Here is a 14,822-nt window from a genome sequence, read left to right as displayed (position 1 = left end):
GGTGTGCACTTACTCGGTGCACACCCCCTGCGCGATTAGTTAGCTACCTGCACGGCAATGCCCGTGCGAGGTGGCAGCATTACGTGCCCGGTTGCCTCACTTTGCGTGAGCAGTTCAAAACCGCTTACACCTGCAAGCTGTACTGCTTTATCGGAGTGGTTCAGATAGAAGCAGACGTTACCGCGCTGGGCTTTCTCTACTCCCGCTGGAAGTTGCTCGGCATCTGTAGAGATCCGCGCATAGGCGCAAACCACTTCTAAGAAAGCTGCTTTGCCGACCTCGTCTAAATCAGTAGCCACATACCAGCCCGCACCCTGTTCGTGACGGCGGCGCGTGATTGCCGGCCAACCCGCCAAATCAGAACCATTATGACCGCTGAACTGGGCAATCACCTCAACTTCATCATTCAGCCAAGTTGACAGGGTAACTTGCGTGGCCGGCTGGGTGGCAATCACGTTTTCACCCCACTGGTGGCCGCGCATCTGCGGGGTTGGCAAGGCGATTTTCTGGAGGGCGCGTTGCAGCGGCGCAAACTCAGTGTCCAACGTGTAGTATTCTTCAGCTCCTGGAGTTCCAATTGCAGAAGTAATACGGGAAACTCGTGGGTCAGGTTGCGCAAACTTAGTCTTATACGCACTCAAGTGATGATCTGTCACCTGCACGCCCAGCAGTTTCTTCAAAGACCCCAGGTAACCACCCAAGATAGCCTTAAGGTTTTCGTCAGTTACACCGGTTTCTTTAGTGACGATGACTTGTGCTCCGCCAGCGGCAGCGGAATCCAACTGCTTTGCAAGCTCAGGATAGTCAATGAAAATATCTGGAACGACAATCAGCTTATAACTATCCAGCTTATTATCGCCACGCAGTAACGAGCGTACGCTCAATACGTCTGCAACTACGCCTTTTTCCCACAGGGCGCGGTGCCACAGGCGAGCTCCTTGGAAATTCGCTTCTACTTCACGAGGACCAATTGCCAGATGCCGGGCGCGGGCACTATCAGAGTCAATCAGCACTACCGCTTCAGAGGAAACCAGTTGCTCAGCTACTGGTTCTAAACGTTGCAAAGCGCGTCCGGTTTCGCAGACTTCTGGCCACCACTTTGAGAATTTACCCGCGTGATTAACCATGCCGTTATGGAAAGTTTCTGCACCGCCAGGGCTTTGCCGCCACTGGAACTGCAAGATGCCATTTGCGCCGTGAGCGACCCGTGATAAGGACCAGAGTTGGTACTGTCCGGGGCGTTTTTGAGTATTTTCTGGACGCCATTGAACTGCGCCTGCTACCTGTTCCATCAGCAGGAATGGCTGTCCTTTAGCGTATCCACGCATCATTGCGGCGTTGAAAACTACCTGGTGGGCAGAGACGGGGTTCGCTGGGTCTGGGTAGTCGTCGTCAGAAATTACGTCGATGTGTTCTGCCCATTTACCGTAGTTGAGGTTAGCGAACTCTCCCATGAAGTTGGTGGTTACGGGACGACCTGGGCTAAGCCGACGCAAAATATTAGCTTCGGTTTTGAAGTTTTCTAGCTGCTGGTCATCACAGTAACGCCAGTAGTCCAGTTCATGGGCGGGGTTAGTGTAGGTAGCGGTTTTCCGCGGTGGATTTACTTCTGAGAAATCTTGGAAAGTGTTGGACCAAAAGGCAGTAACCCAGGCTTGGTTTACGGCTTCGATAGTTCCGTATTTTTCTTTCAACCAGGCGCGGAATCCGGTAGCGCAGTTGTCACAGTAGCAGCGCAGGGTGTGGCAGCCGTATTCATTGTTTACGTGCCACATCACTACTGCTGGGTGGTCACCGAATTCAGTTCCCAGGCGGGTGGCGATTTCGGCAGCTTTGGTTCGGTATTTTTCGGAGGTCGGGCAGTATTCCTGGCGACTTCCGAAGCTCATCTTAATACCATTTTTATCTGTTGCAGCCGTGTTTTCGTAGGCGAGAAGCCAAGCTGGTGGAGCGGCAGTGGGGGTGGCAAGGTCTACGTGGATGCCTTCTGCGTGGCAGCGGTCTAGGATTTCTTTCATCCAGGTGAAGTCGTATTCACCTTCTTTGGGTTCGAGTTTCGCCCAGCTAAAGATTCCCAGGGAAACTAAGTTCACGTTAGTTTCATGCATTAGTTGGAAGTCTTCGTTAAGGGTTTCTGGTGACCACTGTTCTGGGTTCCAGTCGCCCCCGTACGCTAACTGTCCTGGTGTTTTCCAAACCATGGATACTCCTTTGTTCTGGGTGTGGATTTCACTAGTTCTTAATTCTACGGTGTTTACGTGAACATTTTTGGTTTTTAATTAGCACTTACCTCTGGGACTGTTACTGTCAGCACATTTTCTCAAGCCGAATATATAATCTGGGACTTTCTTCCAAGGTGGCAAGTTTTTAGTGATTCACTACATAAATCATCTACAATAATCGATGACGGGGAAAAATAACGACCCAAATGTAAATACTACAAAAGGTCTAAAAATCCCGTAATAGATTCACAACGTGGCGAGTCTATTTTGAACGTACGCAAAAAGCGTTAACAAGAAAAGGAGTCCTCTGATGTGGGCTGATCTAACTCTTGGCCAGGTATTCTTGGCCGAATTTGCAGGTACTGCAATGCTGCTCCTGCTGGGTGGCGGTGTAGTTGCAAACAACATTCTGCCAAAGAACAAGGGTAACGGCACCGGCTTCCTGCACGTAAACTTCGGCTGGGGTATTGCAGTTTGGATGGGTGTTATCGTAGCATTCAAGACCGGTGGTCACCTGAACCCTGCAGTTACCGTTGGTTTGGCTGTTAAGTCCGTTGTTGAAGGAATGGGCGTTAACTGGGCACAGGTAATGGTTGCTATCGTTGCACAGTTCCTGGGTGCATTCCTGGGTGCAGTTCTGACCTGGCTGACCTACCGCAAGCAGTTCGACCTATCCGAAGACAAGGGCGCTAAGCTGGGCGTATTCGCAACCGGTCCAGAAGACCGCGACTACTTCTGGAACTGCGTCACCGAAGCAATGGGCACCTTCGTACTGCTGTTCGTAATCGTGGCAGCTGGTCTCATCGGCGGCAAGCCTGACTTGGGTTGGCTGGCACCAATGGGTGTAGCATTCCTGATCGTAGGTATCGGTGCTTCCCTTGGTGGTCCTACCGGCTACGCAATCAACCCAGCTCGTGACTTGGCTCCACGTATTGCACACGCAGTACTGCCAATCAAGGGTAAGGGCGACTCTGACTGGGGTTACTCTTGGGTTCCAGTAGTTGGCCCAATGATCGGTGGTATCCTCGGTGCAGTTTGCGGTGGCCTGCTGGTAGCTGCTTTCTGAGCCTAACTTCTTAAAAGAAGTTTCCACTTACTACTTAAAGGGGGTGTGGGGTGAGAACCAATGGTTCTCACCCCACACCCCCTTACTTACAGTTATTTACCGCCCTCGAAAACGTGCGAACGCAAGTTCCCGCGCAACCAAAACGCGGGAGTTACGATTCCCACGCAAAGGGAATCAGAAATAGTACGGGAACGGTGACCAGTCAGGCTGACGACGCTCTACGAAAGCATCCCGACCCTCCTGAGCCTCCTCAGTCATATAAGCCATACGCGTAGCTTCACCCGCGAAAACCTGCTGACCAGCCAAACCATCATCAGCCAAATTAAACGCAAACTTCAACATGCGAATCGCCTGCGGAGACTTAGTCGCAATAATCCGCGCATACTCCAACGCCGTATTCTCAAGCTCTGCGTGCGGTACTGCCTCATTAACCACACCCCAACGTTCCGCATCAACAGCAGAATACTCACGCGCCAAAAAGAAAATCTCCCGAGCCCGCTTATCCCCCACCTGGCGCGCCAGCAAAGCCGAACCATAACCAGCATCAAAAGAACCCACATTCGCGTCAGTCTGCATAAAACGCGCATGCTCCAGCGAAGCAATAGAAAGATCACACACCACATTCAAAGAATGACCGCCACCGGCCGCCCAACCAGAAACCGCAGCAATAACCACCTTTGGCATAGTACGAATCAGACGCTGGACTTCCAAAATATGCAAGCGTCCCGCACGAACCGGATCAATAGTTTCCCGTCGCGACTCGACCGCCGCATCCTCACCCAAATCCGTTTCCTCATAACGGTAGCCATCCTTACCACGAATCCGCTGATCGCCACCAGAACAAAAACCATAGCCCCCATCCTTAGGAGAAGGCCCGTTACCCGTAATAATTACCGCGGCAACATCCGAAGTCATCCGCGCATGATCCAGACAGCGGTAGAGTTCATCCACCGTATGAGGGCGGAAAGCATTACGTAAGATTGGGCGATCAAACGCAATACGGACAACCGGCAAGTCTGCACCAACAGGTTTACCGTCTAACTCCATGCCACGCGAAATTCCCCGGTGGTAGGTAATGTCAGTAAGTTCAAAACCGACTACTTCACGCCAACGAGAAGCATCAAAAGTATCGGATACAAAAGGTAATACGCTCATAGCTTCCATTCTACGGAAGTTATGAGCGTATTACCTGTAAGTTTTTATCAGTAGTGAACGACTACTGGGTCACCCATTTGAGACCAGTCGTAAATCCACTTAGCATTACCAGTTGGGGTGTTGATACAACCGTGAGTGCCATTACCGCCGTGACCTAAACCGAATACGCTACGCCATGGAGCACCGTGGATTGCGTAACCACCGTGGAAGTAAGTTACCCAAGGCACGCCCTTAGTTAAGTAAGGAGTACCGTCAAAGTTAGTACCACGCATATCCTGCACGTTGTACTTCAAATAAACCGCGAACTTACCAACTACAGTTGGGGTTTCATTTGCACCCGGAACAATCTGGTCAGTGAAGAACACTGGGGTAGCACCTTCGTAGGCAGTCATCGTGTAGTTAGAAAGGTTAATATCAATCCAACGTTCACCCGGCGCTGCCTGATATGCCAAGTTTTCAGCACCGTCTGCAATTAGACGAGTTTCAACTTTCTGCTGAATCTTGTCGTAGGTGAACTCCCCGCGGAAAGCTTTACCAGCTGCCAAAGAATTCACTGCAGCATCTGCAACTGCGGAAGCGTTATTTACCTTCCAACCTGGCTTACCTTCTTTAGCTACTGCCAGGACTTTTCCAGCACCGTTTACGTTATGTAACGCTGGTTCAGGCTCTTCATTAGTCTGTTCAGCAAGTTTCGCTACAAACTCCCGTACCTTATCAGCATCATACTTTGGTTCGACAGTCTTTCCCGCAGCATCCTTGAAGGAAATCAACCCCACCTTTTGCAGATATTCAATGGTGATATCTTCTTCACCCTCAAAGAAAGTCAGGTCCAGGTTGGCAAGCTCGGTAGCTTTCTGCTGAAATGCGGTTACTTCCGCGTCAGTCAGTTCTGGTTCAAGGGAGACAATCTTAGTGATGATTGGTTCCGAAGTAAGATTCATAACCTGCGCTTCTACCTGAGTGCGTAAGTCTTCCTTATCCACAACTTCACCCATTTTGCCGGGAACTACAGAGAATTCACCGGTTTCAGCATTCACATTCAAAGCCGCGTCTTGACGTGGCTTATCCAAGGTTTTTTCAAGCGTTCCAAGGAAGTCATTGAACTTAGTTTCATTGAACTTAGTGACAACCTGCTGCTTGGTTGGGTTGAAGTAAGCGGTGAAGCGATTCCAGATGCTCTGGTTTGCTTTCAATACGTTCTTAGCGGTTGCTTCAGCGTCAGTTTCTACACCAATTTCAGCGTAGGTAGCGGTAACTTCTTTCTCACCGACTTTAAACTTTAGCTTTTGCTTGCCTGCCTGATCAGTGATCATCTTAGCGATTTCTGCTTCCTTCATTCCGGAAACATCCTGGCCGGCAATAGTTACTGAAGGTAGTGCGCGGTCTTCGAAATACATGCCGTAGGCTACAGAGGATCCACCTAAAGTGATAGCCAGTACCGCTGCGATTCCGGCAGTGATTTTTAGCTTTAGTCCAGTTTTCTTTGCGGCTACTGGTTCTACGCTTTCGACTGCGTCCATGTTTTTCCTTCAGTTTTCATTCAGTTAGCGATTACATCTAACTATGAAAAGTCTTTTAACTACTTCTTATTAAGTATAGAATATGTCATTTATTTTAGGCAGAGCGAGCTTCTGTGCAATACCTCAACTTAAACCCCTTAGAATAGAAGTGTTTCGACGTTAAAAGGACTCTACATGACTATTTCTGACGCTCAGTTAATGCTTGTTCCCGGCGGCACTTCCGCCATGGCGATTACTCGCACGTATTCTGCGGTGCATAAACTGTGGGAATTTTTTGAGCGCGAGGAAGCAACTGGGCAGAAACGTAGTAAGTGGATTGTAGTTGCCCCACGTCCTATTGAAGAGTGTTTCCCACCCATGATTGAGGCTTCTACAGCCGCCCTCGAAAATCACCTAACGCGACTTCCCGCAGAAGTCGACGTGATTGTAGAAACCTCAGGATCCACGTCAGGTCAGCCTCGTTTAGTCGGGCTTTCATACGCGGCTTTAGTGGCTTCTGCCCGCGCCACTCATGAAGCTTTAGGAGGTCCCGGACGCTGGATTGTCGCCTTACCGGTGCATCATATTGCAGGTTTGTTGACATTAGTGCGTTGTTGCGTGGCTGAGGCGTCACCGGTGATTGCTGAGTTGGATGGTGGCTTTGATGCAGATGCGTTGATTCGTGCTTGCCGTTCCATGTTTGAAGGCGGTGGCGTACGAACTGATTTACGGTCTTATTTAGCGTTGGTTCCGAAGCAGCTTCAGGATGCGCTGGATTTCGGTGGTGAACTGGTAGAGTATTTGGCACGTTTGGATGCCATTTTAGTGGGCGGAGCAGCTCTGCCTGTGGCGTTACGAGAACGCGCAGAAACCGCGGGGCTTCGTGTAGTCACCAGTTATGGGATGACTGAAACTGCAGGTGGCGTGGTTTATGATGGGGTGCCGTTGGCAGGTGTGCGTGTCGAAACCGCTGAAAATGGTTGTGCATTGATTCATTCCCCTACTTTGCTGGTGGATTATTTAGATGGGGAGACGGGCGCTGATTTCGTTTCCGTTGATGGCTTGCGTTTTCTCCCCACTGCGGATCAGATTATTTCCGAGGGCGGAAAAGTCCAGGTTCAAGGACGCGCAGATGAGGTAATCATTTCTGGGGGGTTAAATATTTCCCCGCTTCCGGTTGCAAATGCACTGGTTTCAACTACAGTTAGCTCTGAAGCATCGGTAACGGAAGCGGTGGTACTTCCCGCAGCAGATAGCCTGTGGGGGCAGATTGCGGTAGCAGTAGTGACTGTGGCGCAGCCAGTAGTTGATTTACCTGCCACTGCACGGCATTGGCGGGAGTTGGTTGGTAGTGAACTTGGAAAAGAGTTTGCTCCGCGAGCTTTCATTGTTTTAGAAACCTTACCGCGCACTGATTTGGGTAAGCCTGATAAGCACGCCCTCGAAAAAATGGTGCAAGAACTGTTGGAACTACCAGCTGAGTTGCGTCCCGCCAACCTGTGGGTGAAAGAAAATAAGGAGCGTGCATGAGCCAGAAAGCAAAACGCCAAGCGACTTTCAAGGACTGGTTAGAGGGCGCTCGTTTGCGGACTTTACCAGCCGCAGTGGCTCCCGTATTGATTGGGGCAGCCGCCGCCTACCGTCTACAGGGTTTTAACTGGGCTCTTTCTGTAGCTGCTTTACTCGTAGCTTTGGCTTTGCAAATTGGGGTGAATTTTTCCAATGACTATTCTGACGGTATTCGTGGGACTGACGATAAGCGTTCCGGACCGCTGCGCTTAACGGCTTCCGGACTGGTTCCTGCAAAAACCGTGCTAAAGGCAGCACTGGTAAGTTTTGCTTTTGCCGGTGTAGTTGGCTTAGGAATTCTGGTTGTGAGTGGCCAGTGGATCCTTTTATTACCAGGGGTTTTGGCAGTAGTAGCTGCATGGTTTTATACAGGTGGGAAAAATCCTTACGGCTACGCGGGAGTTGGCTTATCTGAGTTGCTAGTCTTTGTTTTCTTTGGGCTTATGGCAACTATCGGCACTACCTGGGTGCAGGTTCAAGAAGCACCCCTTTGGTTGTGGGCAGCGGCCTCTGCCGTTGGTATGCTTTCCGTCGCCTTGCTTTTCATCAATAATATTCGCGATATTCCTACTGATACTAAGGCCGGTAAACGTACTGTTGCAGTCCGTTTGGGGGATGGTCCTTCTCGCATGATTTACTCTGCTTTGATTTGGGTGGCAATGGTACTTGGTTTAGTTACTATCCCTAATCTGTGGGTGCGTTTTGGGTCTCTAATGCTGTTGCTTTCCACCGCGTTTTTGTTGACTTCCCCAGTCATGCAAGGAGCTTCCGGTAAGGAGCTGATTCCGGTCCTGAAGAAACTAGGATTAACGACTTTACTGTTTGGAGTAGTCATTGCCACTGGTTTTGTGATTGGCTAGGTACATGCTTTGGAAAGTTCTTTGGACGCTTGTGCGTCTGAGTTGTTGGTGAGGATCTGGAATGGCTAGAGTACTTTTTCTTATCGTAGGCATTGCGATAACTATTTACGCGGTTGCAGATATTGCGTTATCTAAGTCTGAGCGTTTCCCCAGCGGTGAGTTTCCGGGACGCATTCCAAAGGTCTTTTGGATTTTCATTGCACTGCTTTTCTTTCCACTGGGTGGTATCGCGTGGCTGGTGATTTCACGGGTGCAGATGGCTGACGAGTCGGGGATCTCTATCGGTGAGTTCTTTAAACGTGGTAGAGCTGGCGCTGATTCTGCTCCGCAGCAGGTAGCTCCTGATGATGATCCAGAATTCCTGTGGAAACTTGAGAAAGAAATCTACCAGCAGCGTAAAGCAAAGTCTGCGGAAGCTGATTCTGCTGCCCCTACTACCCCGGAAGGAGATGAAGATGAAAACAACGATTCATCTGATGCGTCACGGTGAGGTTTATAATCCCGATAAAGTTCTTTACGGTCGTAAACCTGGCTTTCGTTTAAGCTCTCTGGGGCAGGAAATGGCAAGTGCTGCCGCTAACGCTTTTGTTGCGGGCGAACATGATTTGGCACTGGTGGTGGCTTCCCCACTTTTGCGCGCACAGCAGACTGCTTTACCTACCGCGCTGGCATTTGATTTGCCGGTGACGGCGGATTCTCGTTTAGTGGAAGCGGGGAATCTTTTCGAGGGCGCTGATATTGCAGCTAACCGCTGGCAGTTAGCCTACCCGTCTAATTGGGCGCGTTACCGTAATCCGTTTGCCCCTTCTTGGGGTGAACCTTATACGCAGATTGTGAAGCGTATGAGCGCAGTAATTGCTGATACTTTAGAGGTAGCTAAGGGACGTGAAGCACTGCTAGTGTCCCACCAGTTGCCGATTTGGACGGTACGTTCTTGGGTTGAGGGCTGGTCTTTAGCTCACTTGCCGTTCCAGCGTGAGTGTTCTTTAGCTTCGGTAACTTCACTGATTTTTGAAGATGATACGTTAGTGGGTTGCTATTACTGGGAACCTGCGGGGCATTTGTTATCTAAGGCTGCTGATATGGTTCCGGGGACTTCGGCGGCTCAGTTACCTCAGTAAGCTTCTGTGTCTCTAATCTTTAAAACGCGCGAATCTTAGTTCGCGCGTTTTCTCTGCGTCCGAACCCACGTTCGCGTATTTTAAAAACAGTATGGATAAAGTTAAAAGCCCCGCATTGCGGGGCTTTTAATCACTTCTTGTTACGACGCTGGTGACGAGTCTTACGAAGCAACTTACGGTGCTTCTTCTTCGCCATACGCTTGCGACGCTTCTTAATAACGGAGCCCATTTTGCCCCTCCTTAACGATGCTTCCTGGACAATTACCAGCCAACTATGCACTTTATAAACTCAAGGCATAGTTTGTCAAAATTTAGCAGTACGAAACTGCGCCGTAAACTATTTTAACGTACTAAGTGATATAAAAGGTAGCTGAGTTCAAACTTTAGTAAGTAACATTAGATAAGCGCCATAATTACCAATTCCAAGCATAAAGCAGAAACCAAACAAAGGACGTACAAGTGAAGCTCAATCTTCCTTTTCAACGCAGCCAAACCGCTGTGTTCCGTCCTGACACTCTGCCCCCGCTAAGATCCACAGACCCCACTGTAAGCGCTACCCACCGCCCTCGGACAGACAACTCCCTAATCGCCAAAATCCGCCAACGCGCCGACTACTTCGCCCGTACCTACCCAGCGCGCGTCGCCGTCGTCATCTTCGCCATGATTATCGCGATCATCTCTGCCCTGCTCAGTCTGCCCATTGCCACCCAAAGCGGCCAACGCGCTCCCTTCGTCGATGTCCTCTTCACCGCCACTTCCGCAGTTTGCGTAACCGGCTTAGTAACCGTAGACACTGCAAGCTACTGGTCAGTCTTTGGCCAAGTCGTTATCGCCATTGGCATTTCCATTGGTGGCCTGGGCGTCATGACCCTCGCATCCGCCCTGGGGCTTGCGGTCTCCCACCACCTGGGACTCACCCAGCGTCTGCTAGCTGCTTCAGAAACCAAAACTTCCTCCCTCGGCCAAATCGGCTCCCTACTAAAAGCGGTTGTAGTCACCGCCCTCACTGCAGATTTCATCCTTTTCCTGGTGTTACTCCCCCGCTTCCTAACCCTCGAAAACGACTTCTCTCACTCCGTGTGGTACGCACTTTTTATGGCGATTGCCATTTTCAACAATGCTGGTTTCATCGTCATGCCAGAAGGCTTAACACCCTTCGTATCCGACCCGTGGATGATTACCCCAATTATTCTGGGCACTTTCATGGGGGCAATCGGCTTCCCAGTAATGCAGGATTTATCTAAAAACTGGCGCACCCCCACCCGTTTAACCCTGCACACAAAACTCACAGTCGTCACCTACTTTGCTCTCTATGTAATTAACGTGATCCTAGTAGCAGCGTCAGAGTGGCAGAATAAACGTACTTACGGGCAACTTTCAGTTTTTGACCGCGTCATGCATTCCCTATTAGCGGGCGCTAACTCACGTACTTCCGGCATTTCCATTATTGACATGGGTGAGATGACGCGCGGCACTTGGTTTATTCAAGATATTTTCATGTTCATTGGTGGTGGCTCTGCATCTACCGCGGGTGGTATGAAAGTTACTACTTTTGCAATTCTGGCGTTAGCAGTTTTAGCTGAAGCGCGAGGCGATCGCGATATTGAAGTATTCGGGCGACGTATTCCACCTTCGACGGTGCGAGTTGCCGTGGCGGTTACGCTAATTGGTGCTTTCATTGTTTCTACAGCAACTTTCATTCTGTTGCTGATTACGCCGTTTTCTTTGGACCAGGTGCTGGTGGAAACTATTTCTGCTTTCGGCACCGTTGGTTTATCCACCGGGATTACTCCACTTCTTCCGGATGGTGGTAAGTATTTGTTGACGTTGTTAATGTTCTTAGGTCGCGTGGGTACGATGACGTTCGCTGCAGCGTTGGCATTGCGTTCACGTCGCCGCGTGATTCGTCTACCTAAAGAGTCACCGATTGTTGGCTAAGATTAGGGTAGTTAGGTTTAGGGGGAATAATGGCGGATTCTGATTGGCAATCATCTTCTGGCACGCTGGTTATTGGCCTGGGTCGGTTTGGTTCTGCAGTGGCATCCACTTTGGACCGTTTGGGTCGAGAAACTTTAGCGGTAGAGAAGGATCCAGGTAAGATTCAGCAGTTCACTGGGCGTATTCCTTTGGTTGAGGCTGATGCTTCTAATGCCGAGGCGTTAGAGCAGTTGGGTGCGCGTGATTTCTCTGCTGCTGTGGTTTCTGTAGGGTCTTCTTTGGAAGCGTCTGTGTTGATTACAGCTAACTTGGTGGACTTAGGAATGCCTTCAATTTGGGCGAAGGCAACGTCGCGTGAGCATGGTCGTATTTTGCGTCGTATTGGCGCTCATCACGTGGTTTATCCAGAGTTCGATGCGGGTCAGCGTACGGCGCACTTGGTTTCTGGCCGTATGCTTGACTACATTGAAATGGATAAGCAGGGTTTCGCGATTATGAAGATGCGTCCGCCGAAAGAGTTCCAGGGTTTCACTTTGGAGGAGTCGGATATTCGGGCGCGTTATGGTGTAAACGTGTTGGGTATTTTGAAGCCTGGTATGGGTTTTGCTTACGCAACTGCGGATACGCGGATTGATAAGGAAGATATCATTATTGTTTCTGGCGACGGTGCGTTGCTGGAGTATTTTGCGAATCGTCCTTAGTTTATTTTTGTTGTCAGTGCCTTAGTTTATTCTGTTTTCATGGCAAAGATTAAGACTGAGTATTTTTGTTCTGAGTGTGGTTGGCAAACCCTTAAGTGGGTAGGTCAGTGTCGCGATTGTGGTGCGTGGGGTTCTATTTCCGAGGGCGCTGCGGCAGCTGTTTCCACTGCCCCACAGGCTATTGCTCCGCGTACTGCGGCAGAACCGATTTCGCAGGTTAATGCTGAGGTAGCGCGGGCTCGTTCGACGGGTGTGTCTGAGCTTGACCGGGTTTTAGGGGGTGGCATTGTCCCCGGCGCGGTGGTACTGTTAGCGGGCGAACCTGGCGTCGGTAAGTCTACTTTGCTGTTGGATGTGGCGTCCCGCGCAGCTGCGGATGCTTTAGCTTCCGGTGCGGGTCCGGTGCTTTATATTTCGGGCGAGGAGTCTGCTTCGCAGATTAAACTTCGCGCCGAACGCATTGGGGCGCTGCATAATCATTTACTTTTGGCGGCGGAAGCGCATTTAGAGACGATTATTGGCCACATTGAGCATCAGAATCCTTCCCTGTTGATTTTGGATTCGATTCAGACGGTTTTTTCTTCTGATACTGAGGGTGCTGCCGGTGGTGTTACTCAAGTTAGGGCGGTTACTTCTAAGCTGATTGCAGCTGTTAAATCTCGTAATCTGCCGGTTATTTTAGTTGGGCATGTGACGAAGGATGGCGGTATTGCTGGCCCGCGTGTTTTAGAGCATCTAGTGGATGTGGTGTGCCAGTTTGAGGGTGATCGACATGCGCGTTTGCGACTGCTGCGTGCGGTTAAGAATCGTTATGGTCCAACTGATGAAGTGGGTTGTTTTGATTTGAATGACACGGGGATTGTGGGTTTACCGGATCCTTCCGGCTTGTTCCTTTCTCCTGCTTCTGCGGATACTCCGGGCACTTGTGTGACAGTGACTTTAGAGGGGCGCCGCCCGATGCCTACGGAAGTTCAAGCTTTAGTGGCAGTTACTAACGCTGGTTCTCCGCGGCGCACTACTTCCGGCATTGATCATTCACGTGTAGCCATGATGTTAGCGGTTATGCAGGCGCGTTTAGGAGTGGATACTTCTTCTACTGACGTCTATGTTTCTACTGTGGGTGGAGCAAAGACTTCAGAACCTGCTGCTGACCTAGCTACTGCGTTGGCGATTATGTCTGCGGCGGCGGACCGCCCAGTTAAGCCTGGTTTAGTGGCTTTCGGCGAGATTGGTTTAACTGGTGAAATTCGCGCTACTGTGGGTGTTCAACGACGCTTAGCAGAGGCAGCCCGGCTGGGATTTAAAGTGGCTTTAGTGCCAGATGCCGGGGCAGATTCTTTAACTCCGGTGAAGGGTATTCATATTTATCCGGTAGCGGACTTAAGTGCGGCTGCGCGCCTCGGGTTACAGCCTGCAAAAAAGTAGTAGATTAGGAATATATGTTTCTTTTCTTTGAGTGAGGACCTCAATGAGCCTTGATGCAGAGATGATGCGAAGCGCTTTGATTGCGCTGGCCCCTGGCACCGAACTTCGTGATGGTTTGGAACGCATTCAGCGTGGCCACACGGGTGCTTTGATTGTGCTTGGAAACACCGAGGCAATCCAATCTCTATGTTCAGGCGGTTTCTCTCTGGATGTGGAGCTAACCGGCGCTCGCTTGCGTGAGCTTGCGAAAATGGATGGCGCGGTCGTTATCTCTGCCGACCACAAGCATATTACGCACGCTAACGTGCAGCTTTTACCGGATTCTTCGATTCATACTTCTGAATCCGGTATGCGTCACCGTACTGCGGAACGTACTGCACGCCAGACTGGTCAGCCAGTTATCACCGTTTCCGCGTCCATGCGTGTGATTACTGTTTTCGTAGGTGACTTGCGTAAGACTCTGATTGAACCTGAAGCATTGCTTTCTCGTGCGAACTTGGCGTTGGATACGTTGGAACGCTACACCCAACGTTTGGATGAGGACCTCTCTACCCTCACTATTTTGGAACAGCGTGATTCTGTAACTTTGCGTGAAGTAGCCACCACATTGCAGCGTATGGAAATGATTCGCCGCATTCATTCTGAAATCTCAGGCTACTTGGAAGAACTGGGTTCCGAAGGTCGATTGATTGCCCTTCAGCTGGATGACCTCGCACGTGGTGCGGCTTCTGAACGCGCGCTAGTAATCCGCGATTACATTCGTTCTGCTGATCATTTAGAACAGGCGGAAAAGGCACTGTCTGACTTGGACGGTGAATCGCTGGTGAATCTGGGAAGCATTTCGGCGATTGTGGGTCATCCGATTGTGGATTCTTCCGATTTGGACCGCACTATTGCTCCACGTGGTATTCGTGTTCTTTCGATGGTTCCGCGCCTACCTTGGTCGATTATTGAAGCAATTTCAAACCAGTGGAGCACGTTAGCTCAGTTGCGCGACTTGTCCATTGAAGACTTACAGCGTATTGAAGGTGTTGGTCCTTACCGTGCCTCAATTATTCGGGATTCCCTGCAGCGTCAGCATTTGGCTGCGTCTCCAGAATCTGTGGGCTGGTAAGTAGTTTTGTTTAAGCAGCAAAATTAGAACTACTAGTTGAGGAAGGCAGGGGTGGCTGGTTCGCCCCTGCTTTTCTTTTAAACGTCGAGGCACAAAACTCATATGCGAACGTTAGTTGCCGTATGACTTTATGGAAAATTAAACCAAAACCT

At 50.2% G+C, this 14,822-nt stretch carries 13 protein-coding genes; 9 read left to right on the top strand and 4 right to left on the bottom strand.

Annotated features, from left to right (window positions below; genetic code table 11):
• Positions 1-35: 35 nt before the first annotated feature.
• The gene (locus HMPREF0044_RS02040) at positions 36-2,201 is read right to left on the bottom strand and encodes a beta-galactosidase (RefSeq protein ID WP_006546435.1); all 2,166 of its coding nucleotides are present in this window, start codon (positions 2,199-2,201) and stop codon (positions 36-38) included.
• A gap of 331 nt (positions 2,202-2,532) precedes the next feature.
• Here HMPREF0044_RS02040 and HMPREF0044_RS02035 point away from each other — a divergent pair, with 331 nt between their 5' ends.
• Positions 2,533-3,288, top strand: a complete 756-nt coding sequence (locus tag HMPREF0044_RS02035) for an MIP/aquaporin family protein (RefSeq protein WP_006546434.1) — start codon at positions 2,533-2,535, stop codon at positions 3,286-3,288.
• 174 nt (positions 3,289-3,462) lie between these two features.
• On the opposite strand, the gene HMPREF0044_RS02030 is transcribed toward HMPREF0044_RS02035, so the two are convergent.
• On the bottom strand, positions 3,463-4,443 hold the full coding sequence (locus tag HMPREF0044_RS02030; protein WP_040312811.1) for a 1,4-dihydroxy-2-naphthoyl-CoA synthase: 981 nt from the start codon (positions 4,441-4,443) through the stop codon (positions 3,463-3,465).
• Between the two features lie 47 nt (positions 4,444-4,490).
• Positions 4,491-5,963 (bottom strand): L,D-transpeptidase family protein, encoded by a 1,473-nt coding sequence (locus tag HMPREF0044_RS02025; RefSeq protein ID WP_006546432.1) that lies wholly within the window; start codon positions 5,961-5,963, stop codon positions 4,491-4,493.
• A 174-nt stretch (positions 5,964-6,137) separates the two neighbouring features.
• Here HMPREF0044_RS02025 and HMPREF0044_RS02020 point away from each other — a divergent pair, with 174 nt between their 5' ends.
• The 4 genes from HMPREF0044_RS02020 (at position 6,138) to HMPREF0044_RS02005 (ending at position 9,492) form a co-directional block, all read left to right on the top strand.
• A complete protein-coding gene (locus HMPREF0044_RS02020; protein WP_006546431.1) occupies positions 6,138-7,472 on the top strand; it encodes an AMP-binding protein in 1,335 nt (444 codons plus the stop codon).
• Complete coding sequence (locus HMPREF0044_RS02015; protein WP_006546430.1) at positions 7,469-8,371, top strand: 1,4-dihydroxy-2-naphthoate polyprenyltransferase; 903 nt, start codon at positions 7,469-7,471, stop codon at positions 8,369-8,371. The genes HMPREF0044_RS02020 and HMPREF0044_RS02015 overlap by 4 nt, the downstream gene beginning before the upstream one ends.
• Positions 8,372-8,432: 61 nt before the next feature.
• Positions 8,433-8,861, top strand: coding sequence for a PLD nuclease N-terminal domain-containing protein (locus HMPREF0044_RS02010; protein ID WP_006546429.1), 429 nt, complete (start codon positions 8,433-8,435; stop codon positions 8,859-8,861).
• A complete protein-coding gene (locus HMPREF0044_RS02005; protein ID WP_006546428.1) occupies positions 8,827-9,492 on the top strand; it encodes a histidine phosphatase family protein in 666 nt (221 codons plus the stop codon). Before HMPREF0044_RS02010 ends, HMPREF0044_RS02005 begins: the two co-directional genes overlap by 35 nt.
• 130 nt (positions 9,493-9,622) lie before the next feature.
• On the opposite strand, the gene HMPREF0044_RS08055 is transcribed toward HMPREF0044_RS02005, so the two are convergent.
• A complete protein-coding gene (locus HMPREF0044_RS08055) occupies positions 9,623-9,721 on the bottom strand; it encodes a 30S ribosomal protein bS22 (RefSeq protein WP_003792170.1) in 99 nt (32 codons plus the stop codon).
• Positions 9,722-9,951: 230 nt separating this feature from the next.
• On the opposite strand from HMPREF0044_RS08055, the gene HMPREF0044_RS02000 reads away from it, so the two are divergent.
• Genes HMPREF0044_RS02000 through disA form a run of 4 tightly spaced genes read left to right on the top strand, consistent with a single transcriptional unit; the run spans position 9,952 to position 14,670 of the window.
• Positions 9,952-11,430: a TrkH family potassium uptake protein gene (locus HMPREF0044_RS02000; protein WP_006546427.1), complete on the top strand. Its 1,479-nt coding sequence runs from the start codon at positions 9,952-9,954 to the stop codon at positions 11,428-11,430.
• A 29-nt stretch (positions 11,431-11,459) separates the two neighbouring features.
• Complete coding sequence (locus HMPREF0044_RS01995; RefSeq protein ID WP_006546426.1) at positions 11,460-12,131, top strand: potassium channel family protein; 672 nt, start codon at positions 11,460-11,462, stop codon at positions 12,129-12,131.
• Positions 12,132-12,170: 39 nt separating this feature from the next.
• Positions 12,171-13,556: a DNA repair protein RadA gene (radA, locus tag HMPREF0044_RS01990; RefSeq protein WP_006546425.1), complete on the top strand. Its 1,386-nt coding sequence runs from the start codon at positions 12,171-12,173 to the stop codon at positions 13,554-13,556.
• Positions 13,557-13,599: 43 nt separating this feature from the next.
• On the top strand, positions 13,600-14,670 hold the full coding sequence (gene disA, locus HMPREF0044_RS01985; RefSeq protein ID WP_006546424.1) for a DNA integrity scanning diadenylate cyclase DisA: 1,071 nt from the start codon (positions 13,600-13,602) through the stop codon (positions 14,668-14,670).
• Positions 14,671-14,822 lie beyond the last annotated feature (152 nt).

Source organism: Gleimia coleocanis DSM 15436 (genome assembly GCF_000159015.1).
GTDB classification, from domain to species: Bacteria; Actinomycetota; Actinomycetes; order Actinomycetales; family Actinomycetaceae; genus Gleimia; species Gleimia coleocanis.
This window is presented reverse-complemented; position numbering and strand designations above follow the sequence as displayed.